Genomic DNA, 26785 nt, shown 5'->3' with positions numbered 1-26785 from the left:
CAGCGGTCAGGGGCGACCTCGGCGAGACCGCCCCTGACATGCCACTATGTCGCCTGACTCGGGGCCTGGCTCCCGGTGGTGAGTGCCCAGGCCCCCAAGGGTCAGAAGCCGCAGTACACAGAGCTTCCGTAGTCGCTCAGGAGGTCGTCACGGACCCACCCGTAGGTACCCGTGCTGTCGTTCCTGAGGTACGTCCAGGTGTAGTCGCCGGCCACCGTGTAGCAGTGGTAGTCCAGCTTGTGCCCGGAGTACGCGATCCCGTTGATCGCACAGCCGGTGCTGGAGCCGCTGCGCTCGTTGGCTCCGTTGGCCGTGGCGTTCCAGGCGCTGCCGTCCTTGTCGGCGACGGTCTTGCCGCAGGCCGCGGACGCCGCTGCCGGAGTGGTGGAGAGGGCGATCGGGATACTCGCGGCCACCGCCACGAGCGCGGGCAGAACGACGGCGATTCGACGCTTCATTGAAACCCCCATGGTTGTCCTTTGTTTTCCCTGCTCCCGTGTGACAGGTGGTGCTGGAAGGGGAGCAGCGGCCGCTGCATCACTTGGGATGCGATGGCGCTAGTACGATTCCGAGCCGAGCATTCTGAAGAAAGGATTCCGATCGCAGATGTCCAAATTTGATTTCAGCGAGTCCGAAAATGATCAGGGCGAAAATAGGTCATGAGAGGTGCCGAACTCGGCTGACTTGCGGCCTTGTGCGTGACCTTCCTCGTCCTTCGCGTTCGGTGGGAGTGGCGTTCGAAGGGGATAAATCCCTGGCCGAATCCGACCTGTGAGGTGGGGCTCGAAGCTGGACCTCGGACCGTGCCCTCGTGCGGAATTGGTCATGTCATTTCTGATCTGCCCGTGGACGGTTTCATTCCGCATTGAGGCCTGAGCACGACTCATTCACCCCGCCGATTAACCAAGTACTCTGTGAAATTCCAGCCGGAGGAGTCTCGTTGAGCGCTCGCATTCTGGTCGCCGAGGATGACGTGAAACAGGCGCGACTGATACGGATCTACCTGGAGCGGGAGGGGAACGAGGTCCAGATCGTCGCCGACGGCCGTTCGGCGGTCGACCGGGCCCGATCCTCCCGGCCCGACCTCATCGTGCTCGACGTGATGATGCCGAACGTCGACGGTCTCGACGTATGCCGCATCCTGCGCGCCGAGTCCCAGGTGCCCATCCTGCTGCTCACCGCGCGCGCCACGGAGGAGGACATGCTCCTCGGCCTCGACCTCGGGGCCGACGACTACATGACCAAGCCGTACAGCCCAAGGGAGTTGACCGCGCGGGTCAGGGCGCTGCTGCGGAGGGCGAAGGCGGCCGGGCGCACGGAGTCCGCTGTGCTCACGGTCGGGGACCTCGAGGTCGACACCTCCCGCTTCGAAGTCCGCGTGGCGGGGGAGCCGGTGGTGCTGACCGGCAAGGAGTTCGCGATCCTGACCGTGCTCGCGGGGGAGCCGGGGCGGGCGTTCACCAGGGCGCAGATCATCGACCGGGTCTTCGGGTTCGACCAGAACGTCCTGGAGCGCACGGTCGATGCCCATGTGATGAATCTGCGGCGGAAGCTGGAGAAGGGCCGTGCCGGCACGCGGTATGTGGAGACCGTCTACGGGCGGGGCTACCGGCTGTCGAACGGGGCCGGTGAGGTGCGGTGAGTTTCCGGCTTCGGGTCCTCGGCCTGCTGATGCTGGTCGCCATGGCAGCCACGGCGGCCACGGCATGGCTGACTTTGCGTCAGATAACCAGTCAGGTACGCGAGTCCGACCGTGCGGGGCGGCAGGAGGTGTCCCGGATCACCGGGGAGCTCCATGCGTACGGATTCGAGCACGGCACCTGGGACGGTGTCGCGCCGACGGTGGGTGAGCTGGAGAGGGACACCGGGCAACGCATCCGGGTCACGACGGAGTCCGACGTACTGCTGGCCGATTCCGACGCCCTCGCGGGCCGCGAGCCCCGCGCGGTGAGCAGCCAGCCCCCGGTCCTGGTCGACCCGCGCCCCGAGCTGCGGCTGCCCAAGGGGAAGGTGCCGCTGGCCTCGGTCAAGCTCACCGTGGCCGCGATCGGTGAGTACCGTGCCGTGGCGACATACCAGGCCTGTCTGACCCGGGCAGGCGTCAAGATGACGGCCCGGCCGAACAGCATCGGCATCCCCCGGATCATCAGCACGGACCGTCGGTCACCCCAGTGCAAGGAGCCGACAGCGGATGTGAATCCGCGCGCCGCCCAGGATCACGACGCCGCCTCCAGATGTGTGTCCGAGCAGCGTCTCGCCGCGTGTCTGCAGCGCGCTTTCGACGAGCGGACCGTCGCCGTCGCGCCGCCGCGTCTCCAGGTCCGCCTCGGCGTACGGGACGAGTCGCCGCCCACTTTGGCCGCCGCGCCCACGGTGGTCGTCGCGGTGGGCGTCAGCCTTGCCGTCATCCTCGGCGGACTGCTCCTGAGCAGGGCCGTGCTGCGCCCGATACGTGCCCTGACCCTGGCCGCCCGGGGGCTGGGGGAAGGAGATCTGGAGCGGCGGGTTCCCGTCTCGGGCCGGGATGAGATCGCCGAACTCGGGCGTGCCTTCAACAGGATGGCCGACTCCGTCCAGGCCGGCGAGGAACGTCAGCGCCGCCTCACCGGCGACATCGCACACGAGCTGCGTACCCCGCTGGCCAATCTGCGCGGCTATCTGGAAGCGCTGCAGGACGGGTTCGTCGAGCCGACCCCCGAACTGCTCGACTCCCTCCACGAGGAGGCGATGCTGCAGCAGCGGATCGTGGACGATCTGCAGGACCTGGCGCTCGCCGAGGCCGGTGCGCTCACCTACCACCACGCTGTTGTCGATCTGCGCGACGTCCTGGAGACCTGTCGTACGGCCCACCGGGCCCAGGCCGAAACAGCCGGTGTGGTCCTGGAGCTGGAAGCGCCGCAGCAGGTGTTCGTGGACGCCGACACGGACCGGCTGCGTCAGGTCGTCGGCAATCTCGTCGGCAACGCGCTACGGGCCACGGCACCCGGCGGCACCGTGACGCTGGCTCTGGTCCGGCGCGGCGACTCGGCGGTCCTTCAGGTGCGGGACACCGGCAAGGGGATACCGGCCGAGCATCTGCCCCACCTCTTCGACCGGTTCTGGCGGGCGGATGCGGCCCGGGGCCGCGCCACCGGCGGCAGCGGCCTCGGGCTCTCCATCGCCCGGCAGATCGTGACCGATCACCGGGGGACGATCGACGTGGAGAGCACGGTGGGTGTCGGGACGACCTTCACCGTCGTGCTCTCCACGGCTCCGGCAGACGCGCACTGACCTGCCCGGCACGGGGCGCTGCGGCCCGGTCAGGAACCCGCGAGCGCCTGTGTGGGTGCCAGGCGCCCGGCCCGCACCGCCGGGTAGAGCCCGGCGATCGCCCCGATCAGCAGCGTGACGGCGATCCCGGCTGCCGCCGCCCACACCGGTACCTCGGTCGGCCATTGCCGTACGTATGCGTACCCGGCGGTGATGGCCGTGCCGAGGACCGTTCCGCCGAGCCCGCCCAGTGCGGACAACAGCAGCGATTCGGAGACGAACTGGCCGCGGATCTGGCCGCTGGTGGCGCCGAGCGCCCTGCGCAGGCCGATCTCCGGGCGGCGTTCGAGCACCGAGATGACCATGGTGTTGCCGACGCCGACCCCGCCCACCAGGAGCGCGACCCCGCCGAGGCCGAGCAGCAGTCCGGTCAGCGCCGACTCCGTGGCCTCCCGTGCGGCCAGCGCGTCGGAGGGGCGCGAGACCAGCACGCCACTCGGCTTCTCGGGGTTCGCCGTCGCCGCGAGCACACCCCGCACCGCCGCCACCTGGTCGTCCCGAGCCCGCACGTAGACGGTCGACGGGTGGCCGTCGAAGCCCAGATACGTCTCTGCGGCCTTCCAGCCCACCAGTGCCGAGCTGTCGACCTCCGGCGCCAGCGGCATCGGTTCGAGTACTCCGACGAGGGAGAACCACTTTCCGCCGAGCCACAGCCGCGTCCCCGGCGTATAGACGTCGAGTCGCCGGGCCGCCTGAGCGCCGAGCACCACGGCCGGATACTCCTCGGTCGCCGACTCGAGCCACCGGCCGGTACGCACCTTTCCGCCGATCGCCGGCAGCAGCTGCGACCCGGCTGCCGCGACCTCGACACTGCTGGTCCGCCCGACCGGCACATGCTCGTTGCGGTAGACCGCGGCGCCCTTGACCGTGCCGGTCGCCGCCACCTGCTGCACCGGGCCGATGCGCCCGATCATGGGCACCGCTTCCTTGGGGAGGCGGGTCGTTTCGCCCTCGGGGGTCTGGCCCGGGGCGACGCGCAGCATGTTGGTGCCCAGCTGGTCGAGCTTGCGGTCGACCTCGGCGCGGCTGGAGCTGGAAATGCCGACGACGGCGACCATCGCCGCCACACCGATCGCGATGCCCAGCGCGGACAGGAACACACGCAGCGGCCGGGTCCGCAGCCCGGTCCCGCCGAGCCGGACGATGTCGGCGGGGCGCAGCCGGGCGGGGCGCAGCACAGCTGCCCGGCGCCTGCGGCTCATGTCAGAACTCCGGTGCCGACCACCGGGGGAAGACCGCTGTCGGCCACGATCCGGCCGTCGCGCATTTCCACCTTCCGGTCGAACGCCTCGGCCATCTCCCGGTCGTGCGTGATGACCACCACCGTGGTGCCGGCCGCATGCAACTCCCGCAGCAGCTCCAGGACCGCCGCGCCGGAGGCCGAGTCGAGGTTGCCGGTGGGCTCGTCGGCGAGCAGCAGGGCCGGTTCACCGATCACCGCGCGGGCGACCGCGGCCCGTTGCCGTTCGCCTCCGGAAAGCTGGTGGGGGAGGTGGTCGAGCCGGTGGTCGAGCCCGACTCGGGTCAGTGCCCGCGCGGCCCTGCGCCGGCGTTCCCGCAAGGGCACGCCCGCGTACAGCAGGCCGTCGGCGACCGTGTCCAGCACCGGTACCCCCACGGCCAGGTGGAACTGCTGGAAGACAAAGCCGATCCGCTGTGCACGGAGCGCGGAGACCTCACGGTCGGACAGCTCGGCGATCTCGTGACCGTCTATGGCGATCCGGCCGCTGGACGGCCTGTCCAGGGTGCCCATCAGATGCAGCATCGTCGACTTGCCCGACCCGGAAGGGCCGACGACACAGGCCAGCTCTCCGTACGGGATGGCCAGGTCGACCCCGCTGACCGCTGAGACACGGCCGGGGTAGGTCTTGGACACGGCGGTGAACTCGACGACGGGGGTATCGGGCATGCCGGGAGGCGAGGTCACTTGGGGATCCTCACCTTCATGCCTTCGTGGACCCGGGGGCCGCTCACCTCGACCTTGCCTCCCGCGTACAGGCCGGTCTTCACGGGCACGAAGCGGCTGGATCCGCTGTTTCCGCCACCACCGTCCTCGCTTCCTCCGGCGAGCTCCAGGCCGTAGCCGCCCTCGGCCAGAGCCACCAGGGCAGCGACCGGAACGGTCAGCACCCCCTTGCGCTCCTTGACCACGTGGCGGACCGTGACCGGGCCGCTCTCCAGGCTGCCCAGCGCGTCCTGGTCATCGAATGTGATCACCACGGACACGGTGGCCGTCTTGCCCGCCGAGCCGTCGCCACCACCGTCCGCGCCGCCCCCTCCTGCGGCGTCCCCGCCGCCCGAGGCACCGGATGACGACGCGTCCTTGCCCACGCTCGCGATCTCGCCCTTGACCGAACGCCCGTCCGGAAGGTCCACCGCGACCTCGCTGCCCCGCTGAGCCCAATTCGTGTCCGTGGCCGGCACGTTCACGGTGACCATGCGCGACGTGGTGGTGTACGTGAGCGGGTTGCCGGAAGCTTCGGCTCCGACCAGCGCACTGGTGCCCGCGATCCGCACAGCACCGGGTGCGTAGACGATGTCGCCGGCATCGACCCTGCCCGTCTGGGGCAGGCCGAGGTCCTTCTGCCAGCGCTTGACCGCGTTGGCCGTCAGCACGGTGTACGACTCGTCCACGGTGAAGCCCGAGTAGCCGAGGGCGCTGAGGTTGCTCTCGAACTGCTTGACGTCCATGCCGTGCAGCGGCGTCGACTGCCGCGGTGTCCCGGCTCCTTGAACCGTCCCGGCGCTGTCGGTGTTCGCCGCGCCGCCGCCCGTGGCACCGCTGTCGCTGCCGCTGTCCTGGCCGGACCCGGTGCCGCCGTCCTGACCGCCCTTGCCACCGGTCGCGGCTTCGCCTTCGGGCGCTGCCTCCGTCACTCCCAAGTCCCGGTACATGGGCAGGCTTCCGTAGAGCAGGACCACCGGGCGGTCGTCGACCCGCAGCACTTTCTCCCCCCGCCGCACCGTCCTGCCGGTCGCCGGCAGCCACGTCACCGTGCCCTCTGCCTTGATCTGGAACGGAACCTCCGGGCCGTGGCCGAGTTGGCCATCGACCTCGGTCTGATCAGTCAGCGTGTCCCGGGTCACCTGCACCACTTCGCTGCTTCTGCCCGGCGCCGCGCCGTTGTCGTCCGTACCGCCTCCGCCGAGCCCCAGGGCTCCGACCGTGCTGACCACGGCGACCAGAAAGAAGCCGGCTGTTATGAGGAGCGGGCCACGCCTGCGCCTCCCCGTTCTCCTGCCGTCGGAACGGTCGTCCGCCCCGTCTTCACCTTCTGCGCGCCCCTGGCCCGCATCCCTCATGACGTCCACGGTTACTCGTCCCGTCAGCCCTGGGGCGTGGGCGCGTCGTCCGGGATGCCGATGATCGAGGCGCAGGCGCGTGTGGCCCGCTTGGCACCCGCCGATGTCGAATCCCATGTGACGTCGCGGAAGTGGCCGTCCGCACCGGTGTCGGGGAAGTCGGGGGCGCCGTGCTCCTGCATGCACTCCGCGTACTGCTGGTTCTTCCGGATCTCTTCCTTGGTGAGCTCGGGCTGCTGCGCCTTCTCGACGCTCTCCGGGACGGGCACACTGAGGTCCGCGCACTTCTCCTGTGCCTTGAGGGCCTTCGGATCGCGCTTCCACTTGGACTGGTCGCCGAGTTCGACTTTGCCCTTGGCATCAGGATCAGGAGCGTCGAGCCCCTCGCCACGCAGACACGTGACCCACTTGCGCTGCGCCTCGACGTACTCGGCCAACTCGCCCGAACTGCTTGTGGACGCCTTGGCGCTGGTCCTGCCGCCTTCCGCGGACGCGACCTCGTCCCCCCCGTTCCCGCCGTCTCCGCAGCCGGTGACCACCAAAGCCACCACCGACGCCATCCCGGCCAGCACCAGCCGGCCCCCGAACCGCCGACGCGAACTCATCCTCATGGGTTCCTCACACTTGGGTCGCCGTCCAGCCCCCGTTGTGGCCGGACGCCAAGGAATGTAGGACCGCTCCTATGAAGGACCTATGAAGAAGCCATCAAGAACCCTTCCCGTGGGCTGCAGTGAACGTCGTAGGGCCCCACCGCAAGCGGTGGGGCCCTGCATGAGGCGTCCGGTCCGCGAGGTGATCGATCCGGACGTAACCGCCTACTTGGAGAAGTACAGGTACTTCCAGGACCCGTACGTCGTCGTGTTCACGGTGTCGCCGGACGACCCGTTGACGTACACCGACCGCATCCGCGCCCTGATGCCGGACTGCCCCGGTGCCTCCAGGGAGACGACCGACTTCCCGTTCGTGCCGATCGGGAAGTACTCCGAGTCGGCGGAGTACCACTTTCCGCCCGAGTAGACCTGCAGGTCGAAGCGCTGCTTACGCCCCTTGTAGTAGGTCATGGTCGTCGTGAGCAGCGGGTCGGTGCTCTTGTGGAACCAGTAGTACGACGTCGAGCCGATCTTGGCCGTCTTGTAGTGCTTGGAGACGGCGGTGGACACCTTGACCCTGGCGTACGCCGTGGACTTCACCGTCCTGGGCGCGGTGCGGGCGTCCCCCTTGAAGACCGCGGTGACATCCGTGTCCCGCGTCATGTCCACCGTCGCGGAGATGTTGCCGCTGGAGTTGACCTTCCCGGTCTTCAGCAGCTTGTTGGGCTTGTCGCCGCCGAAGGGGTTCGCCCAGATCTCGACCGTGCGGTTCTTGTACGTCGAGCCGAGGTGCGCGGTGAAGGAGACGTCGGCGCCGTAGTTGTAGACATTGCCGTTCTTGTTCAGGGTCAGAGTCGGCTTCGTACGGGGAACCGAGACCTTGTCGGACGCGCTGACCGCCGTGTGCCCGGCGTCGCCCGCGTAGGCGACCTTGTACGTGACCGTGCCGCCGGCCGGCGGGGTGTCCGTGAAGGTGTACGAGCCGTCCGCCTTCACCGTGACGGCGGGCAGCGCCTTGCCGCTGGGGCTCTCCAGGTCGGTGCGGGTGACCTGCAGCTTGGCTCCGCTCGGCAGCGGCACCGTCGCCGACAGCTTCCCGGTCACGGTGAGCTGCTTGCCGCGCGTGGCGGTCGACGGTGCGTTCACCGTCAGGCTCGGGACGTTCAGCGTCGGGTCGGTGAGCGCCTTGAGGGTGTAGCCGCCGCTCGTCCCCACGAGCGCGAAGATCCGTGAGGAGTCTGGGGCCCACGTCAGGTCGGCCGTGCCGGCCGTGCCGGTGGCGTAGGTACGGAGCGGCTGGGTGGCGCCGGGCCGGTAGACGGCCACCTTGGCGCCGCCCACCTGGGCGACCAGTCCGTCGGCGGCGATGTCGGCCCGCTGTCCGGAGGGGTAGGCGCCGGCGGCGGTGAACTTCCCGTCCGCGTAGGCGTCCCGCTGCATACCGTTGACCAGCACCTCCGGGGCGCCGGGCACGAGGTCGATGTCTCCGATGCCCTGGTTCAGCGTGTAGTCGCCGGAGTACCAGGCGGTCAACTGCGGCGTGGTGCCGGAGACGTCGACGACGGCCATCGAGTCCGTGGAAATGCCGGTCTGGCCGACGGCCAGCAGGCCGGGCGCGGACGGGTCGGTGTCGAGGAGCGCCGGGCCCCAGATGCCGGGGTACGGCTGCGGGAACTGCCCGAGCGTCACCACGTCGGTTCCGCTCGTCGGGTCCACCGCCGGGTCGACCGAGCCCAGGTCGCCGTCCCACTGGTCGCCGTAGGTGAACCAGACCTTGCCGCCGGCGAAGGCGACGTGGCGCGGGCCCGTGTCGGTGGCGACGGCGTAGCGGGCCTTGACGTCGAGGGTGGCCGCGTCGAGGGCCACGATCTCGTGGCTGCCCTCCGCGGCCGCATACAGGGTGGCGCCGTCGTCGGACACCGCCAGACCGGAGACCCCGCTGACGCCGCTCACCGAGTCGACGAGGGCGCCGGTGTAGTCGGCGGCCAGGATCTTCCCGGCCGAGCGGTCGCCGACGAAGACCCGCTTGAGGGCGCCGTCCGCGACGATGCCACCGGGCGAGGCGACGGCGGCGGAGGCGGCCGAGGCGGATCCGGCCGCGGCGACGCTCAGTACCGCCGAGCTGAAGAGGACCGCGAGCGCTGTCGCGGTCGAGATGCTGCGCGTGCGCACAGTGTTGTACCCCCACAGGAAAACCCGGTGGATGACCGGGAGTTGAGAGCGCCGCGCAGCACCCGGGTGTGACCACGGACGTGCGGTGACACGCGGGGCGCGGCTGCTACCGGGCAGCGTATGGCATGACGGTGACACATGAGGGGGAGTTTTCCGCGCGAAGACGGCGCGATCACCCGACGGAGCCGGCCAGCCGGCGGCCTGCGGAGATCATTACGCTGGTGCCTGGCTCGGGCCCGAGCCAGGGAGAGCCTGTCCGGGCGGCTGCGAGATGACTGAACGAAACTGAGGGTGGTCTGCGAGTGCTGGTGGCGGATCGATACCGGTTGGAAGCAGAGATCGGCCGTGGAGGGATGGGGGAGGTCTGGCGGGCCACGGACGCCGTGCTGGGCCGCCCGGTGGCGGTGAAGCTGATGCTTGACGGCGGAGCCGACGAGCAGGCGACCTCACGCTTTCGCCTGGAGGCGCAGACAGCCGCAAAGCTCAACCATCCCAACGTTGTTACGGTGTTCGACTTCGGTTCCTGGAACAACCGTCTGTACCTCGTCATGGAACTGGTCGACGGGGAGAGCCTGGCCCAGGTTCTGGCGGCGACCGGGGCGTTCAGTCCGCAACGGGTCGCCGGCGTCGCCGGTCAAATAGCGGCCGGCATGGCCGCGGCCCACCAGCAGGGTGTGATCCATCGCGACATCAAACCCGGCAACCTGATGCAGGATGCCGGTGGGGCCGTCAAGATCGGTGATTTCGGGATCGCCCGGTTCGTCGACGAGGCATCGACCGCCCTCACCGGCGCCGGTCAGATCGTGGGCACCAGCCTCTACCTCGCCCCCGAGCGAGCGCTGGGCCGGCCTGCCGGGCCCGCCTCCGACGTCTACGCTCTCGGGTGCGTCCTCTATCAACTGCTGGTGGGTGAACCGCCTTTCCGGGCGGGCAACGCGGCGGCCCTGCTCCACCTGCACGTCACCGCTCCGCCGGCGCCTCCCTCGCTGCGACGCCCGGAGCTGCCCGGCGCGTTCGAGGAGCAGCTGCTCCGGATGCTGGCCAAGCAGCCTGAGGACCGCCCCAGCGCACGGGATGTCGCCGACTGGTTCACCAGTCCGGCCTGGCGCGAGGGCGCGTACCGGATGCCCACTTCCCATGAGGCGGGTACGGCCACGGGGTACGCGCTGCCCCGCACCACGCATCAACCGATCGCCGCGGATCGACGACACCGGGCCCCGCAGGGGCAGCGGCCCGCGGCGCTTCAGGTCCGATCGATGCCCGTACGCGTGCGGGCGCTCATGCGGCAGCACCGGATGCTGACTGTCGCGATCGCCGGACTCGGTGTCTTCGTTGCCTCCACACTGCTCGGCATGGGGTTGTTCTCCACTGGCGGAGGACAGTCCCAACCCCCAGGCGCCACGCCTTCCCCGTCAGCGGACACTTCCACCACCGCCCCTGGCGCGACGTCCCGCGAGTTCACCCCGTCTGCATCCCCGGCCGACACCTTGGGCGACGAGCAGGAGGAGGGGCACGGAAAGCGGAAGCATGGTCATGGGAAGGACGATGACTGAGGGCTGTCAGCTGTCACCCCCGCATCAGCAGGGATACGGGGGTGAGGGAGCCGTCCCGGCTGCCGCCACGGGCCCGGTTGGCGGTCGGGTCGACCCGCCGGTGATGGCGGCCCGCTGCCCACAGGTGGGACCCGGTGTACTCCTTCGCTACGTCGCCAGCCGGGCGCTGGGCGCAGAACGCTTGGCCGCGGATCGCCGTGTGAACGCCATCGTCACTTCGCCCAGGCCCAGCAGGACGAGCCACAACCCCAGCAGCCTGGCCAGCGCGACCGCGGATTCCACGGGATACGCGAGCACGACGATGCCGGCCACGATCCCGAGGGCGGCCAGGGCGAAGGCCAGCCCCCGATGCGGCATGTCGCGTCCCCAGCCGGCAAGGAAGGCCACAAGCAGGCCCGACACCAGCCAGTAGGCGCCGAGGATGAGCGACAGCAGCGCGGTGGTCTGCAGTGGGTGTCGCAGGCACAGGACGCCCGCCAGGATGGCCAGTATGGCAACCAGCGCCCGCATCGCCGTCCTGCTGCCCTCGCTGTCCCGGGAGAAGGCCGTGACGAAGCGGAAGGCACCCGAGACAAGCAGGTAGAGGCCCAGGACGACTGCCAGGACGTGCAGTGTCTCGTCCGGCCAGACGAGCACGACGATCCCTGCCGCCAGGGTCACCAATGCGATCCCGAGTGTCCACGTCCATGAGCCGCCCAGATCGGCCAACGTGTCATTGGGGTCGGCCGGCCCATGAGGCGTCGCAAAATTGGATGGTGCGTTCATGATGCTTCCCGCCGTACTGCCCGTCGCGTGGCACGCGTGCCCGTCACCCGGGGCGGGAGTCAGGGTGGTTCACCTGCTCCCTGATGCAGGGGGACTCGGCGCAGGATCTGCTCCTTGGTGCGCCGGAACTCCTCCTCGGTGTGACCGATCGTCCGTCGGTGCTCGTCACACCCCCTGCACATCGATGCTCTCGGCGAAGCCGAGGGCGCGCAGAACGCTGCCTGCCGCGTCGACCACCCGCGCACTGCCGACGATCGGTGCGATCGCCACGCAGACGGCCTTGGCGTCCTCGGCGGTCAGGCCGGCATCCTTCGCCACACTGAGATTGGCCAGGTACGAGGCCGGGGCGGCGTCCATGGCGATGAGCGCAGCCAGCCGCACGAGGTGGTAGGTGCGTTCGTCCAGGCCGGAGTTGGGCAGCGTCTCGATGGTCATCTGTGCGAGCTGCTCGAAGACGGGGTGCTCGCCATGCGCGAGGGCGTCCAGGGTGCGCTCGGCTGCTTGTGTTGTCATGACCTGCATCCTTTCTCGCTTGAGGGGAACCGCATGGGCCAGAGGTGAAGCTGTGCATGGTGAGGCCACGGCGGCTGAATAGTTCTATCCACCTGATTCCTCCACAATGTGCTCGTAAACGGATCACAGTGGACTTCGGGGGTACTCGCGACAGAGGGATGGGCCCAGCAGCGGCGCCGAGAAGGCCGGGAATCCGTCCGCCGCAGGTCTCCGGCCGCACGGCCGGAGGCAGGGCCTCACGTCGGATGCGCACGCAGGAGCCGTGACCATCGGGAGCGCGAATCAGGAGGCGGCGAAATCCACGCCGCGCCGCACCGACCTCGTTCTCACCAAGTCCGGTCGGACCGACCAGTGGTCCGGCGGGACGGAGAAGGTCTCCTCCGGAAGCCCGGAGTGCCGGGCAATACGTCGAAGGGCCCCGCAGCAAGCTGCGGGGCCCTTCGACGTATTGCCCGGTGAGAGCAATGGCGGAGGATACGAGATTCGAACTCGTGAGGGGTTGCCCCCAACACGCTTTCCAACTCTGCACGGCCCTGTTCACCCTGGTTCGCGGTCGTCCGGAGGCCAGGCCACAGATGGGGTCGCTGGGAAGCCGAACGGCCACGAACTGCGACGAACGAGACTGTGGATGAGACTGAGTAGATGGCGTCCGGCCGACGGAACAACGGTCTCTCGCGGCGTCTACCGCTTCTTGCGGATTTGGCGCTTCTTCGCCTTGGCCTCCTTCTCCTTGCGCTGTGCGACCCCGTAGGACGACCAGGAGCCTTGGTGCTTGGCGCAACGAGAAGTGCCGATCACTGCGAGGCTTCGGCACGCTGTTCCAGCCTTGGTGCGAGCGCCGCACTTGGACTGAGATGCCATTGCATACCTCCTACCGAAAACCTTGGTACCTCCGGACCTCACGCACACTCCCACTCGTCGCCCAGGGGCGGGAGGCGCATACGCGATGCACGGGCGCACACTCGCGCTGACTGTCTTTCCGCGGAAGCACAACAGAGAGTCGGCTGACCATCTGAGCTTGGGAATCACCGGCCGATCAAGCTCGACCAGGGGCCTGACCTGCGCGTAAGCGCGCCTTTACTCTTGTCGGTCATGATTGCGACTGACCCTGAGTGGGAGCGGCTTGAGCCGTTGCTGCCGGTGAGGTTCTGGGTCCGGTGTAGGCCGCGTTGGGCGCAGGCCAGTCCAGGCACAGGACGGTGGCATCGTCGCGGGGGTCGTGGTTCGAGAATTCGAGGACGGCTTCGGTGAAGACACGTACAGCGTCGCGTGGGTGCCACTCGCTGGTTTGTCGAATCAGGTCGCACAGGTCGGCTTCGGGCCCGTGGGGCTCCAGCATTCCGTCGGTGAGCAGGATCAGTCGGTCGCCCTGACGCAGGTCGAGGCTCTGGACGCGGTATCCCGGGTTCGGGGTGATGCCGAAGGGCAGGTCGACCAGGGGAGCGATTTCCTCGACCCGCCCGTCGCGCAGGCGCAATGGCCAGACGTGGCCGGCGTTGACGAAGGTGGTCTGGCCGGTGTCGAGACTGACACGCAGCAGTTGACCGGTGGCCATGGCCTGTCCCCCGTGCTGGGCGACGGCCTGATGTACCTGGTCCGATTGGTTGGCGTACGCCTGATGTGCTTGGTGGGCGTAGTCGACGACGGCCTGATGGGCATCGTTTGCCTGGTCGAGGAGGCTGCCGCTCCCTCGGCGGGCATTGCGCAGGGCTCCGACGACCACGGTCGCCAGCAGTGCCGCCTGTACGTCGTGGCCCATGGCGTCGGTGAGGGACAGGTGCAGGGCGTGACGGTCGAGCGTGTAGTCGAACGTGTCCCCGCCGATGTCGGCAGCTGGTTCCAGTGCTCCCGCGACGATGAACCGGCCGGTGTCGCAGGTGAAGGAGTCGGGGAGCAGACGGTGCTGGATCTCGGCGGCCAGCGACAGCCGTGTGGTGCGCCGGCCCCATTCGTACAGATCAGTGAAGCGCCGGTTGACGATCACCACGTAGGCCAGCGCGTGGGCGGCCTCTACGATGAGTTGCATCGTCTGGCGGTCGGGGCGGGCGGGCAGAGTCAGCTCCAGCAGACCGATGGCATCCCCGCGGTCGGATACCGGCGCGATGACCTCGACCGGGCCTGGTCCGGCCTCTCCCGCCCGCTCGCCACTCGCCACGTGCGCTTGCTGGGAGCGGACCACTCGGTCGTAGATCGAGCCGCGCAATTCGATCCGCTGCGGCTGCTCCGGCCCGCCCTCCCCAGCGGTCCCGGTCAGCCGTACGACGGCCTTGCCGCCAAGGTCCGTGATCAGAAAGGACACCTCGGTCGCGGCAAGCCTCCTCGTCAGCAGCTCGGCCAGTACGGCGACAGCCACCTCCGGGGGTGCTGACTCCACTGATGCCAACAACTCGCCCAACCATGCCCGTTCATCAGCCACGCGGCACACCTCCTCGGCGACATCAACCGACCAGTCGACCGGTCCCCCTGGCCAGGACCGCTCGGACGAGTCACGACGGAACAAAGAACCACGTGATCAGAGAGACACGCCCCTAGGCGTAAGGCCATGCGGCAGCCCGCAGTCCACGCCGGTGCTGTGGGTGACTTACAGCCGCCCCGCGCGTTGGACTTCCTATGACAACGCTGCCGATTACGCCGCAGTTCCTACCGATAGTGCCAGCCATCGCTGGGCAGTTCGTGACGGGTGCCACCGACCGCGGGCAGGCTCGCCCGACTGGGCTACTCCGACGGGCCAGCCGGTGACCGGCGAGCTGGGCGGGCCTTCACCGCCTCCAGCGGTCCCCGACCACCTCGGCACGCTGATCGAGCAGATCGTGGAAGCCGTGCAGACCGGAAACGACGCTGAGGTCCGCAGACTGCTCGCGCGCCTGGCCGACGACGTTGCCCACACCCAGGCGCTCCTTGTGCTGCGCCAGCGCCTCAACGACGATCTGCACCACTGACCCCTCCGGCTACCGCAAACTCCACCTTTCTCGCTCTAGTTGCGCGACCGGCGTAGCCGGGGCCCAGAGCGGGGCGGAGACAGGAGCGCAGGGCCCCGGCGGTGAGCCGGAGAGCGCGCGACGAGCGGAGCGAGGAGCCTTGATGAAGTAGGGAAAGTTCTACCGCGCGGTGACCGGGACAGTTCCCAAGACCAGCTTGTCAGGACGAAGCGGTGTGGTCCTCGAAGCCGTGTTCAGCCGGTGCTGTTCGACGCTGTGCGAGCCACCCGGAGACGCGTGGCCCCCCGTTCACCGCGCCACCCTCTCGGACGGTGCGGACGTGCTCGAACTCTTGCCGAAGGTAGTACCGCTGTAGGGCCTCGTTCGTTGTCCACGCGTCAAGACGGAGCCACTTCGCACCATCGCGATACGCCCTGTCGCCCGCCCAGTCGAGCAACCGCCCCCCAAGGTTCTGCCCGGCGTAAGCACGGGACACGGTCAGCTTAGTGACGAAGGTGGACGGCTCACCCAACTCCTGTTCCGTCCACAGGCCGTCTTCCGCCTCCGGTGAGAGTGTGATGGTGGCTGCGGTCGCGGCGCCGTCCATGACCATGAAGACGGAGCCGGCCTCAATCGTGGCTGTCAGCCGGTCAGCTGGATAAGGACGCTGCCACTGGTTGCTGCCGAGACGCGTGAGCCAAGCTGCGGCCTCCTCGCGGAAGGCCAGGAGCTTGGTCACGTCGTCCGGGCGGGCGAGGAAGACTTTCACTGAGGATCGTTCTCGCTTCGGGCGGACTGGTCGCCGATCTCGTAGTTCATCCGGTTCAGGTCGCCTCGGAACGTCGTGACGGTGCAGCGAATGGGCCGCTCAGCCGAGTACCCGGTTCGCATCCAAAGCAGCACTGGCACCCCCGCGCCGATCTCCAGCAGACGAGCCTCGTCCGGGGTCGGCATGCGAGTGGAGATCTCATCGAAGTACCCGACCTGCTCGGTTCCGTGCGCGGCGAGGTAGCGCGTGGTGCCCTCGTCTATGTCGCCAGGCTCGGCGAGGCGGGGAGCCTCGTCCGCGAGCCACGCGGGGTAGTACGTCGCTTGAGTCGACCACGGCACGTCATCGACGTACCGATGGCAGAACCGCAGGACCGTACGCGGGTGAATCTGTGGCGGATAGCGCCACAGCCATCCGCCACACGCCCCCGGAAACCGCCACACCACTCTTCTCCGTGGCCGGCTGACCGGCACCGGCGCGCAGGTGCCGCCGCACGTAGGTGTGGCGGCACCTATCCGCCACAGAATCGCTATCCGCCACAAACGCAAGCCGCTGACCTGCAATGTTGCGGCGTGGCGGATGTTGCGGATCCCCCAGAGCGAAGGAAGAGCACGCACTCGAAGAGGAGTCCCAGCCGTGGCACTCGTCCAGATGCACAAGACCGACGCGATCCGAGCCGACTTCGACCCCTCGCTGCTCGCCGTGACGGTAGAGGAAGCGGCCCGTCGCCTGAGTATCGGCCGGACCACGATGTACGGCCTGATCCGCGACGGAGCAGTACCGACCGTCCCCTTCGACCGCAGCCGAAGGGTCCCCGTTCAAGCGCTCGTCGACTACCTGACCCAGCGCATGCAGACACGAAGCAACCACGCAGCCGCGTAAGGAGAAGCAATGGCCAAGCGGCCCAAGCGCCCGGACGGGGCGTCGTCCATCTATCTCGGCAGTGACGGCTACTGGCACGGCCGCGTGACCGTGGGCATCCGCGACGACGGTAAGCCGGACCGGCGCCATGTCATGAGCAAAGTCAGCGAAGGGGAGGTGATCAAGAAAGTCCGTGCCCTGGAGAAGCAGCGGGACGAAGCCAAGGTACGGAAGCCCGGACGGCCGTGGACCGTGAAGGCGTGGCTGCTGCACTGGGTGGAGGAGATCGCCAAGCCTTCGGTGCGAGAGAACACGTACGCCGGCTACGAGGTGGCTGTACGAGTGCACCTCGTGCCTGGCGTCGGGGCTCACCGGCTGGACAAGCTGGAGCCCGAACACCTGGAGCGCTTTTACAGCCGGATGCTTGCCAACGGCAGCAAGCCCGCCACTGCCCACCAGGCGCATCGAACGATCCGCACCGCACTGAATCATGCAATGCGCCGTGGTCACGTCACACGGAATGTCGCCACTCTCGCGGTTCCCCCGAGGATTGAGGAAGAGGAGGTGGAGCCGTACGACATCGAGGAGGTGCAGCGTCTCCTCTCCGAGGCAGCCAAGCTCCGGAACAGTGCCCGCTGGTCTATCGCGCTCGCGCTGGGGCTGCGGCAGGGTGAAGCGCTCGGGCTACGGTGGGCAGATCTCGATACCAGCAGCGGTGTCCTGCGCGTCAGGAAGAACCGACTGAGGCCGAAGTACCTGCACGGGTGCGGGGGCGATTGCGGCACGAAGCCGGGCTACTGCAAGAAGCGGGTCAGGAAGAACGAGGACACGGCCAACACGAAGTCGCGTGCCGGTCGCCGCGTCATCGGCGTCCCCGACGAGCTTGTGAGGCTGCTGGAGCTCCATCGCCGAGAACAGGCACGCGAGCGGGCGATCGCTGGGAAGGATTGGCGCGAGTCGGGGTTCGTCTTCACTTCCCCCGTGGGCGAGCCGCTGGTGCCGAGTACGGACTACGACGTGTGGAAGCGGCTGCTCGCCGATGCCAAGGTCCGGGATGGGCGCCTGCACGATGCGAGGCACACCGCGGCGACGGTGCTCCTCATCCTCGGTGTCGCCGAACGAGTCGTGATGCAGATCATGGGCTGGTCGTCCACGGCGATGGCTGCCCGGTACCAGCATGTGACGGGCGGCATCCTCGCCGACGTTGCGCAGCGGGTCGGGGGACTCATCTGGGAAGTGGCCAAGGACCCCGAGGAGAGCGGCCCGGGAGGGCTCTGAGAAGTCTCGTTGAGACTGCAGTTGAGACTACGAACGTCGAAGGGCCCCACCGCAAGCGGTGGGGCCCTTCGACGTATTGCCCGGTGAGAGCAATGGCGGAGGATACGAGATTCGAACTCGTGAGGGGTTGCCCCCAACACGCTTTCCAAGCGTGCGCCCTAGGCCACTAGGCGAATCCTCCGCGGCAAACAATACAAGACGTTGAGGAGTGCTCGCGAACCCGTTCCCCGGGGAGGGGTCGGGAGGGCGGACGGGTGGACTCGACCGGGTGGGGATCGGCTAAGGTGGGCATCAGCCCCTCACGTGGCGCTATCTGACTGAACTCCCCCAGGGCCGGAAGGCAGCAAGGGTAGGTTGGCTCTGGCGGGTGCGTGGGGGGCCCTTGCGTGTTCGGGCCCGTGGCGTCGATTCCCGCGGCTTGCGAGCCGCCGCGGCCGCTTCTTCCCCGGTGCGGCCGTTCCTTCCCCGGTGGTGTTCCCGGTCCGGGACCGGTTGTCAGTCCGCCCCGATAACCTCGTATGTGTGTCGTCCCTTGCGCTGTACCGCCGCTACCGCCCCGAGTCGTTCGCCGAGGTCATCGGGCAGGAGCATGTCACTGACCCGCTGCAGCAGGCCCTGCGCAACAACCGGGTCAATCACGCGTACCTGTTCAGCGGTCCGCGCGGTTGCGGGAAGACGACCAGCGCGCGGATCCTCGCCCGCTGTCTGAACTGTGAGCAGGGCCCCACGCCGACGCCGTGCGGGGAGTGCCAGTCCTGCCGGGACCTCGCGCGCAACGGGCCGGGGTCGATCGATGTCATCGAGATCGACGCCGCATCGCACGGTGGCGTGGACGACGCCCGTGATCTGCGGGAGAAGGCGTTCTTCGGGCCCGCGTCGAGTCGTTACAAGATCTACATCATCGACGAGGCGCACATGGTCACATCGGCGGGGTTCAACGCCCTGCTGAAGGTGGTCGAGGAGCCGCCGGAGCATCTCAAGTTCATCTTCGCGACCACCGAGCCCGAGAAGGTCATCGGCACGATCCGGTCGCGTACGCACCACTACCCGTTCCGCCTCGTACCGCCGGGGACGCTGCGCGAATATCTGGCCGAGGTCTGCGGCAAGGAGAACAGCTACGTCGAGGAGGGCGTCCTGCCGCTGGTCGTGCGGGCCGGCGCCGGTTCCGTGCGTGACTCGATGTCCGTCATGGACCAGCTGCTGGCCGGCGCGGGCGACGACGGTGTGACATATGCCATGGCGACCTCGCTGCTCGGTTATACGGACGGCTCGCTGCTCGACTCCATCGTGGACGCGTTCGCGGCGGGCGACGGGGCCGCGGCCTTCGAGGTCGTGGACCGGGTGATCGAGGGCGGCAACGACCCGCGGCGCTTCGTCGCCGACCTGCTGGAGCGGCTGCGCGACCTGGTGATCCTGGCCGCGGTGCCGGACGCCGGGGAGAAGGGGCTGATCGACGCACCGGCCGACGTGGTCGAGCGGATGCAGGCCCAGGCGTCCGTCTTCGGCGCCGCAGAGCTGAGCCGCGCCGCCGACCTCGTCAACGAAGGGCTCACGGAGATGCGCGGGGCCACCTCGCCGCGTCTCCAGGTCGAGCTGATCTGCGCCCGGGTGCTGCTGCCCGCCGCCTTCGACGACGAGCGTTCGCTGCAGGCCCGGCTGGACCGGTTGGAGCGCGGCGCTTCGTTCGCGACGGCCGGAGCCGGGCCCGCCGTGGGGTACGTACCGGGGCGGGAGGCGGAGGCGCACGCACCCGTGGCCATGGTTCCGCCGGGCGGCGGCGTCGCTGCCGCGCGGGCCGCGGTACGGGGGGACGTACCCGAGGCCGCGCCCGTGCCCGCCGCGCCCGCGGCACCGGTCGCGCCCGCGCAGCCTGTGCAGTACGTGGCACCCGCCCCCGCACCGCAGCCACCCGCCGAGACTCCCTCCGGCGGTCAGCGTCCCGGGGCCTGGCCCGCCGCGGCCGCGCCGGAGCCGGGGCGCCGTCCCGGTGGCTGGCCGACCGCCTCCGCCCCCGGTCAGGCCCCCGCCCCCGTCACGCCTGCGGCCCCCGCCCCCGCTCCCGTGCCCGCCGCGCCGTCTCCCGGTGCGGCCGAGCCGGGCCCGGGGATGGCTCAGGGCGCCGCACAGGTGCGGAACCTGTGGCCCGACATCCTGGAGGCCGTGAAGAACCGGCGCCGGTTCACCTGGATCCTGCTCAGCCAGAACGCGCAGGTCACCGGGTTCGACGGCACCACCCTGCAGATCGGCTTCCTCAATGCGGGCGCCCGCGACAACTTCGCGAGCAGCGGCAGCGAGGACGTGCTGAAGCAGGCACTCGCCGAGCAGTTCAACATGCAGTGGAAGGTCGAGGCGATCGTCGACCCGTCGGGCGGCGCGGGGCAGCCTCCGCAGACCGGCGGCGGCCGGCCCTCGGCCGCAGCCGCACCGCAGCGTCCGGCCGCGCCCGCCCCGCAGCAGTACGAGTCCCGGCCTGCGCCCGCGCCGGCCCCGCACCAGCAGCCGGGCACCGGTCCCGCACCCGCAGCGGCGCCCGCACCCCAGCCGCACCACGCCCCCGAGCCACCGCGTTCGGTCGCGCCCGAGGACGACATCCCCGAGGCGGACGACCCGGACCTGGTCGACTCCGCCCTCTCCGGTCACGACCTGATCGTCCGGGAGCTGGGCGCCACGATCGTCGAGGAGTTCACCAACGAGTAGCGGTCAGGAAGCCGCTCCACGGGGTGTCCACGGAGCGGTGCCCGTCAAGGCCGCCGTGCCCCGGCGGCTAGGCTGCACCCCGTGAAGGTCCTCGTCATCGGCGGCGGCGCCCGCGAACACGCCCTGTGCCGCTCTCTCTCCCTCGACCCCGACGTCACCGATCTGTACTGCGCTCCCGGCAACGCCGGCATCGCAGAGGTGGCCGAACTGCACCCGGTCGACGCGCTCGACGGCGCCGCCGTCGCGCGCCTCGCCACCGAACTGGGCGCCGAGCTGGTGGTCGTCGGCCCGGAGGCGCCGCTGGTCGCCGGGGTCGCCGACGCCGTCCGCGCCGCGGGCATCCCCTGCTTCGGCCCCTCCGGTGAGGCGGCCCAGCTGGAGGGCTCCAAGGCGTTCGCCAAGGACGTGATGGCCGGGGCAGGTGTCCCCACCGCCCGCAGCTATGTCTGCACCACCCCCGCCGAGATCGACGAGGCCCTCGATGCCTTCGGCGCCCCGTACGTCGTCAAGGACGACGGACTCGCGGCGGGCAAGGGCGTCGTCGTCACGGACGATGTCGAGGCAGCCCGCGCCCACGCGCTGGCCTGCGACCGCGTGGTCATCGAGGAGTTTCTCGACGGCCCCGAGGTGAGCCTCTTCGCGATCACGGACGGCACCACCGTGCTGCCGCTCCAGCCCGCCCAGGACTTCAAGCGGGCCCTCGACAACGACGAGGGCCCGAACACCGGCGGCATGGGCGCCTACTCCCCGCTGCCGTGGGCCGACCCCAAGCTGGTCGACGAGGTCATGCAGTCGGTCCTGCAGCCCACCGTCGACGAGCTCCGCCGCCGTGGCACCCCCTTCTCCGGGCTGCTGTACGCGGGTCTCGCGATCACCTCGCGGGGCGTCCGGGTCATCGAGTTCAACGCCCGCTTCGGCGACCCGGAGACCCAGGTGGTCCTGGCCCGGCTGAAGACCCCGCTGGCCGGTGTTCTGCTGGGCTCCGCCAACGGCACCCTGGACGAGCTGCCCCCGCTCAGGTGGCGCGACGCCGCCGCGGTCACCGTGGTCATCGCCTCGCACAACTACCCGGACACGCCGAGGACGGGTGACCCGATCGGCGGCCTCGACGACGTTGCGGCGCAGGATGCTCCGCATGCGTATGTCCTGCACGCCGGGACCAGGCGGGAGGGCGACACGATCGTCAGCGCGGGCGGCCGGGTGCTGTCCGTGACCGCGACGGGCGAGGACCTCGCCACCGCCCGGGAGCGCGCCTACACGGCGGCCGCCCGGATCCGGCTCGACGGCTCGCAGTTCCGTACGGACATCGCCCGAAAGGCCGCCGAAGCCTGATCGGCCGCTCCGGTACCTCCATTTCGCCCCCTCGGGCCTCGGGCCCGAGGGGGCGACGTCATGCCCTTGCCCTATGGGTACCGGCGCGTCAGCACCTTTACCCAAAGCCATTCCATCGAGTGACGGATGGGCTATCCGGATGACGCCCGCCGAGGCCCCAACTAGGGTGCGGCGCAGGCGTTCCGGCACTTGGCCCACCGGCATTGCGATGTCTGTGACGGGTGCCACAGTGGGGGAGTGAGCAATACCGCCGCGGGGGCAGAGGGGGTGACGTCCGGCCGTGTCCGGTACCGGTACTGGTGAGGAGCTGGGCGCGCAGGCTGCGCGCGCCCGAGCGCTCGCCCTGCTGCGCATTCGCAGCAGGGCAACGGCCGCGGCCCTGCTGCCGGCGGCGGTCGCCGTCGTGCTGCTCGTCGCGGGTGCGCAGGGCCGTATCGGCGGTGGCGGCTGGTACGCCGTGCGCTGGGCGGTGACGGCCTGCGCCGTGCTCGTGCTGCTGGGCGCCGTCGCGGTCTCGGTCGCGATCGCGCGGGCGAGACCTGCGGTCAGTCCGACGGTCCCGCTCAGCGAACAGGCCGCCCCCGATCTCTACCGGCTGGTCCGGGACCTCGCCGACCGGCTCGGCGTCCCCGCGCCGTCGGCCATAGCTCTCACGCCCGACTGCGACAGCTGGCTGGAGGACCGGACCCACCCCTCCGCGCAGCGGACGGAGGGCTCCGTGGGCCGCCCCGCCGTTTCCGGCGGCCGCCGTCATGGCGTGCAGGCGGCACCCGTGCTCGTCATCGGTTCGCCGTTCCTGTGGTGGATGCGGGTCGCGGAGCTACGGGCGGTGCTCGCCCCGGTCGTCGCGGGCACGGGCCCCTCCGCCCATCCCGACATAGCCGCCGCCCGCCGTTTCGTCCGGGGGCTGGACGGCGCGGTCGCCGACGCGGACGCGCCCGTGCCCGGACCGCTCGCGACGCTGCGCAGAGTGCCGCGCCGCTTCGTCGGCTGGATCGCCCGGCTGTTGCTCCGCACCTGTCGTGGTCATGCCGCAGCAATGGAGCGGGCTGTCGCCGCGGCCGCGTCCGAGCGTGCACAGGCTGTGGACTACGGGCTGCGGATCGTAGCCCAGGAGCAGGTCGGTCTCGCCTACGCGGGCTGGGACCGGCTGCTCACCCGGGTCGCGCTGCCGGCCTGGCGGATGGGCCGCTGGCCGTCCCGGCTCGACGCCGGTGTCGTCTCCGCCCTCACCGAGCTCTCCCGGCGCGACCGGCTTGCCGAGGGCTTCACCTCCCGGCTCGGCGAGCGCCCCGCCTGCGACCTCCTGGAGGAGCCCGGAGCGGCCGACGAAGCGGCCTCGCTGCTGGCCGCCCGGCTCTTCCACGGGGGTCCGGCTGAGACCGGTCCGGACTGGTCCCCGGTCGACTGGCAGCAGTATCCGGAGGAGGTCGTCGACCGGAAGTGGCGCACCGAGGCGGCCCGTCTCCACCGCGTCCTGGACGCACTGGGCGTACGGCATGCGCCGGCGGCCGCGGAGGAGGACAAAGGCCGTGCGACCCGCGGATCGCACGGCGCCGATCCCGTGGACGTCGCCGTGCCGACACTGGCTCGGGTCGTCGAGCATCTGGCCGGCCGGGGCGGCCGCAGCGAGGAGCTCGCCGCCGGGATCAGTGCCGCCGTGGCACGCGAGGAGGCCACGGCCCCGCAGCTCCCGCCGGGCCCCCCGGCAGCCGGTGTCTCCGGTGCCTGCACGGCCTCCGGCGGGGATGTCCTGGACTTCTGGGGACCCGACCCGCTGCCGCTCTTCCCGCTCCAGCCGCCCCGTACGGGTACGGAGCTGCTCGCCGACCATGTCGCGGCGATGGTCTGCTGCGCCGCCGTGGACACGGCAGGTGCGGCGCCCGGCCTGGACTGGCTCGACGGGCCCGCGCTGCTGGTCGACGGCGAGCGCCGGGCCGATCTCGGCAGCCCGGTCCTCAGTCTGGTCGAGGACGGCGACGCCGGACCGCTGCGTTCGTGGCTCGCCTCGGTGGGCGTCCGCACCGACAAACCCGTCCGCCTCGTCTGACTCACGGGTGCACTCCGTACCCGTGGGTCATGGACTCGCCGGTCACACGATCCGGAAGTCAGCGCTCCGTTCTCGTCAATTCGCGACGAACGGTGACGGAGTGCATGCGTTATGTGATGTGCTGGGGATCGACGCTGACAGTCGACGCATCACCGTTGTCCCGGGGGACTTGAGGGAGGGAAGCGCCATGGGGGCGGAGCAGATTCGCCGATGGGAATCGGGTGCCCTCGCGCATGCCGTCTCCGACCCGTTCGGCCAGGGCCCCCTGCCCTGGCTCCGCGGCAGCGAGAACTACTTCGACGACACCGGCCAGGTCGTCCCCTGGTACGCCGATCCCACGCTGGCCCGCGGCTCCACCGGCGGAGGCACCCGTACCGCCGACGACGTCCACCGTCAGATCAAGGGCTTCATCTCGACGGGCGCCGCGGCCCCCGGTGAGGCGATCGACTTCCACATCACCGTGGACCCGCCGCAGCAGTTCACCGTCGACATCTACCGCATCGGTCACTACGGGGGCGACGGCGCCGCCAAGATCACCACAAGCCCGCGGCTCTCCGGCATCGTCCAGCCCGCCCCGCTCACCGCCGACCGCACGGTCTCCTGCCACCACTGGTGGCAGTCCTGGCGGCTGCAGATTCCCGCCTACTGGTCGATCGGCGCCTACGTCGCCGTGCTCACCACGGTCGACGGCTACCGCTCCCACATCCCGTTCACGGTCCGCGACGACCATCCGGCCGATCTGCTGCTCGTCCTGCCGGACATCACCTGGCAGGCGTACAACCTCTACCCCGAGGACGGCCGCACCGGCGCCAGCCTCTACCACGCGTGGGACGAACAGGGCCGGCTGCTCGGCGAGGAGGACGCGGCGGTCACCGTCTCCTTCGACCGTCCGTACGCGGGCGCGGGCCTGCCTCTCCATGTCGGTCATGCCTACGACTTCATCCGCTGGGCCGAGCGGTACGGCTACGACATCGCGTACGCGGACACCCGCGATCTGCACGCCGGCCGGATCGACGTCGGCCGCTACCGGGGCCTGGTCTTCCCGGGCCACGACGAGTACTGGTCGGTCCCGATGCGCCGCACCGTGGAAGCGGCGCGCGACGGCGGCACCTCGCTCGTCTTCCTCTCCGCCAATTCCATGTACTGGCAGGTCAGCCTCTCCCCGTCACCGTCCGGTGTCCCGGACCGCCTGCTCACCTGCCGCAAACGCCGCGGCCCGGGCAGGCCCGCGCTCTGGCGCGAGGTCGACCGGGCCGAGCAGCAGCTCCTCGGCATCCAGTACGCGGGCCGGGTCCCGGACCCCCACCCTCTGGTCGTGCGGAACGCGGAGCACTGGCTCTGGGACGCGACCGGGGCGGGCGAGGGCGACGAGATCGACGGACTGGTAGCGGGCGAGGCCGACCGCTACTTCCCGCGCACCGCCCTCCCGGAGCACGACAACCGCATTCTGCTCGCCCACTCCCCGTACCGGGACGGCGAAGGCGCGACGCGCCACCAGGAGACGTCCCTCTACCGCGCCCCGTCCGGCGCCCTCGTCTTCGCCTCCGGCACCTTCGCCTGGTCCCCGGCCCTGGACCGCCCCGGCCACGTGGACACCCGCATCCAGCGCGCCACTGCCAATCTCCTCGACCGCATCTGCAAACGCGGCTGAGAAGGGCCGTCCGGAGTCACCTGCGGGTGGTTCTCAACCCCCCCGCTCCCCCCATCCCACCCGATACGGGAGAATCGGAACGACTCCTGGATCAACCTACGCGGAGGCAGCGTGTCCGGATTTGTAGAAAAGCCCGAGCCGGTGGTGGTCCCCGGACTCACCCACCTCCACACCGGCAAGGTGCGCGACCTGTACCGGAACGAGGCGGGCGACCTCGTCATGGTCGCCAGCGACCGTATGTCCGCGTACGACTGGGTCCTGCCCACCGAGATCCCCGACAAGGGCCGTGTCCTCACCCAGCTCTCGCTGTGGTGGTTCGACCAGCTGTCCGATCTCGTCCCGAACCACGTCCTGTCCACGGAGCTCCCCGCCGGAGCCCCCGCCGACTGGGCCGGGCGGACGCTGATCTGCACGTCGCTGCGGATGGTCCCCGTCGAGTGCGTCGCCCGCGGCTATCTCACCGGCTCGGGCCTCGTCGAGTACAACGAGTCCCGTACGGTCTGCGGACTCGCCCTCCCCGAGGGGCTCGTCGACGGATCCGAACTTCCGGCACCGATCTTCACCCCCGCCACCAAGGCGGCCGTCGGTGACCACGACGAGAACGTGTCGTACGAGGAAGTGGCGCGCGAGGTCGGTGCGGAGACCGCGGCCCTGCTGCGCCGCACCACCCTCGACATCTACACCCGGGCCCGCGACATCGCCCGCGAGCGCGGCATCATCCTCGCCGACACCAAGTTCGAGTTCGGCTTCGACGGCGAGGACCTGATCATCGCGGACGAGGTGCTGACCCCGGACTCGTCCCGCTTCTGGCCGGCCGCCGCCTGGGAGCCGGGCAAGGCGCAGCCCTCGTACGACAAGCAGTTCGTGCGCGACTGGCTGACCTCGCCGGCCTCCGGCTGGGACCGGAAGAGCGAGCAGCCGCCGCCGGCGCTGCCGCAGGAGATCGTCGACGCGACCCGGGCGAAGTACCTGGAGGCGTACGAACTCCTCACCGGCACCACCTGGCAGTAGGACATGAAGAAGG

At 69.9% G+C, this 26785-nt stretch carries 22 protein-coding genes, 1 tRNA gene, 1 other RNA gene and 1 pseudogene; 11 read left to right on the top strand and 14 right to left on the bottom strand.

All coding sequences use genetic code 11. The features are described 5' to 3' along the window. Window positions 1-101: 101 nt before the first annotated feature. On the bottom strand, window positions 102-458 hold the full coding sequence (locus OG972_RS20250; RefSeq protein WP_266983464.1) for an SH3 domain-containing protein: 357 nt from the start codon (window positions 456-458) through the stop codon (window positions 102-104). A gap of 482 nt (window positions 459-940) precedes the next feature. On the opposite strand from OG972_RS20250, the gene OG972_RS20245 reads away from it, so the two are divergent. Both OG972_RS20245 and OG972_RS20240 read left to right on the top strand, forming a co-directional pair. Then, window positions 941-1642: a response regulator transcription factor gene (locus OG972_RS20245; RefSeq protein WP_266983462.1), complete on the top strand. Its 702-nt coding sequence runs from the start codon at window positions 941-943 to the stop codon at window positions 1640-1642. Further along, window positions 1639-3270 (top strand): cell wall metabolism sensor histidine kinase WalK, encoded by a 1632-nt coding sequence (locus tag OG972_RS20240; RefSeq protein ID WP_266983460.1) that lies wholly within the window; start codon window positions 1639-1641, stop codon window positions 3268-3270. The genes OG972_RS20245 and OG972_RS20240 overlap by 4 nt, the downstream gene beginning before the upstream one ends. A gap of 29 nt (window positions 3271-3299) precedes the next feature. Here OG972_RS20240 and OG972_RS20235 read toward each other — a convergent pair whose 3' ends face one another. The 5 genes from OG972_RS20235 to OG972_RS20215 all read right to left on the bottom strand — a co-directional run bounded on the left by OG972_RS20235 (window position 3300) and on the right by OG972_RS20215 (window position 9374). Further along, window positions 3300-4511: an ABC transporter permease gene (locus tag OG972_RS20235; protein WP_266983458.1), complete on the bottom strand. Its 1212-nt coding sequence runs from the start codon at window positions 4509-4511 to the stop codon at window positions 3300-3302. After that, window positions 4508-5218, bottom strand: a complete 711-nt coding sequence (locus tag OG972_RS20230) for an ABC transporter ATP-binding protein (protein WP_266983456.1) — start codon at window positions 5216-5218, stop codon at window positions 4508-4510. Before OG972_RS20230 ends, OG972_RS20235 begins: the two co-directional genes overlap by 4 nt. Before the next feature lie 14 nt (window positions 5219-5232). Then, window positions 5233-6486 (bottom strand): peptidoglycan-binding domain-containing protein, encoded by a 1254-nt coding sequence (locus tag OG972_RS20225; RefSeq protein WP_266983454.1) that lies wholly within the window; start codon window positions 6484-6486, stop codon window positions 5233-5235. Window positions 6487-6635: 149 nt separating this feature from the next. After that, a complete protein-coding gene (locus OG972_RS20220; protein ID WP_266983452.1) occupies window positions 6636-7217 on the bottom strand; it encodes a hypothetical protein in 582 nt (193 codons plus the stop codon). Between the two features lie 210 nt (window positions 7218-7427). Beyond that, on the bottom strand, window positions 7428-9374 hold the full coding sequence (locus tag OG972_RS20215; RefSeq protein ID WP_266983450.1) for a YncE family protein: 1947 nt from the start codon (window positions 9372-9374) through the stop codon (window positions 7428-7430). Between the two features lie 302 nt (window positions 9375-9676). On the opposite strand from OG972_RS20215, the gene OG972_RS20210 reads away from it, so the two are divergent. Continuing rightward, window positions 9677-10927 carry a serine/threonine-protein kinase gene (locus tag OG972_RS20210; protein ID WP_266983448.1) on the top strand — a complete coding sequence of 417 codons (1251 nt, stop codon included), beginning with the start codon at window positions 9677-9679 and terminating at the stop codon, window positions 10925-10927. Window positions 10928-11074: 147 nt separating this feature from the next. On the opposite strand, the gene OG972_RS20205 is transcribed toward OG972_RS20210, so the two are convergent. From OG972_RS20205 to OG972_RS20175, 7 genes and pseudogenes are all read right to left on the bottom strand, one after another. Beyond that, complete coding sequence (locus tag OG972_RS20205; protein ID WP_266983446.1) at window positions 11075-11692, bottom strand: HdeD family acid-resistance protein; 618 nt, start codon at window positions 11690-11692, stop codon at window positions 11075-11077. Between the two features lie 165 nt (window positions 11693-11857). Next, a complete protein-coding gene (locus OG972_RS20200; RefSeq protein WP_266983444.1) occupies window positions 11858-12205 on the bottom strand; it encodes a carboxymuconolactone decarboxylase family protein in 348 nt (115 codons plus the stop codon). A 681-nt stretch (window positions 12206-12886) separates the two neighbouring features. Beyond that, the gene (locus OG972_RS20195) at window positions 12887-13066 is read right to left on the bottom strand and encodes a hypothetical protein (RefSeq protein WP_078853193.1); all 180 of its coding nucleotides are present in this window, start codon (window positions 13064-13066) and stop codon (window positions 12887-12889) included. A 229-nt stretch (window positions 13067-13295) separates the two neighbouring features. Then, entirely contained in the window at window positions 13296-14621 is a 1326-nt protein-coding gene (locus OG972_RS20190) for a PP2C family protein-serine/threonine phosphatase (protein WP_266983439.1), read from the bottom strand. 343 nt (window positions 14622-14964) lie between these two features. Next, entirely contained in the window at window positions 14965-15141 is a 177-nt protein-coding gene (locus OG972_RS20185) for a hypothetical protein (protein WP_266983437.1), read from the bottom strand. Between the two features lie 202 nt (window positions 15142-15343). Next, the gene (locus tag OG972_RS20180) at window positions 15344-15892 is read right to left on the bottom strand and encodes an N-acetyltransferase (RefSeq protein WP_266983435.1); all 549 of its coding nucleotides are present in this window, start codon (window positions 15890-15892) and stop codon (window positions 15344-15346) included. After that, window positions 15889-16269, bottom strand: a pseudogene (locus OG972_RS20175) (UTRA domain-containing protein); the annotation flags it as partial. The gene OG972_RS20180 and the pseudogene OG972_RS20175, both read right to left, overlap by 4 nt. A gap of 274 nt (window positions 16270-16543) precedes the next feature. On the opposite strand from OG972_RS20175, the gene OG972_RS20170 reads away from it, so the two are divergent. Continuing rightward, complete coding sequence (locus OG972_RS20170; RefSeq protein WP_266990594.1) at window positions 16544-16774, top strand: helix-turn-helix domain-containing protein; 231 nt, start codon at window positions 16544-16546, stop codon at window positions 16772-16774. A gap of 9 nt (window positions 16775-16783) precedes the next feature. Further along, entirely contained in the window at window positions 16784-18031 is a 1248-nt protein-coding gene (locus OG972_RS20165; protein ID WP_266983434.1) for a tyrosine-type recombinase/integrase, read from the top strand. 93 nt (window positions 18032-18124) lie between these two features. Here the strand turns inward: OG972_RS20165 and OG972_RS20160 are convergent. Beyond that, window positions 18125-18212: transfer RNA gene (locus OG972_RS20160), tRNA-Ser, on the bottom strand. Window positions 18213-18321: 109 nt separating this feature from the next. Between OG972_RS20160 and ffs the strand changes: the two genes are divergently transcribed. The 6 genes from ffs to OG972_RS20130 all read left to right on the top strand — a co-directional run bounded on the left by ffs (window position 18322) and on the right by OG972_RS20130 (window position 26772). Beyond that, window positions 18322-18418, top strand: an RNA gene (gene ffs / locus OG972_RS20155) — signal recognition particle sRNA small type. 135 nt (window positions 18419-18553) lie between these two features. Beyond that, entirely contained in the window at window positions 18554-20728 is a 2175-nt protein-coding gene (locus OG972_RS20150) for a DNA polymerase III subunit gamma and tau (protein WP_266983433.1), read from the top strand. Between the two features lie 81 nt (window positions 20729-20809). Further along, on the top strand, window positions 20810-22060 hold the full coding sequence (gene purD / locus OG972_RS20145) for a phosphoribosylamine--glycine ligase (RefSeq protein WP_266983432.1): 1251 nt from the start codon (window positions 20810-20812) through the stop codon (window positions 22058-22060). Between the two features lie 280 nt (window positions 22061-22340). Continuing rightward, window positions 22341-24110, top strand: coding sequence for a hypothetical protein (locus OG972_RS20140; protein WP_266983431.1), 1770 nt, complete (start codon window positions 22341-22343; stop codon window positions 24108-24110). A 187-nt stretch (window positions 24111-24297) separates the two neighbouring features. Further along, on the top strand, window positions 24298-25761 hold the full coding sequence (locus OG972_RS20135; protein WP_266983430.1) for a N,N-dimethylformamidase beta subunit family domain-containing protein: 1464 nt from the start codon (window positions 24298-24300) through the stop codon (window positions 25759-25761). Between the two features lie 111 nt (window positions 25762-25872). Next, window positions 25873-26772, top strand: a complete 900-nt coding sequence (locus OG972_RS20130) for a phosphoribosylaminoimidazolesuccinocarboxamide synthase (protein WP_266983429.1) — start codon at window positions 25873-25875, stop codon at window positions 26770-26772. The last annotated feature ends 13 nt before the right edge of the window (window positions 26773-26785 follow it).

The sequence above is a fragment of the Streptomyces sp. NBC_01669 genome, from assembly GCF_026339735.1.
Lineage (GTDB): Bacteria > Actinomycetota > Actinomycetes > Streptomycetales > Streptomycetaceae > Streptomyces > Streptomyces yanii.
Note: the sequence above shows the minus strand (reverse complement) of the source record. Positions and strands in the feature narration are given on the sequence as shown.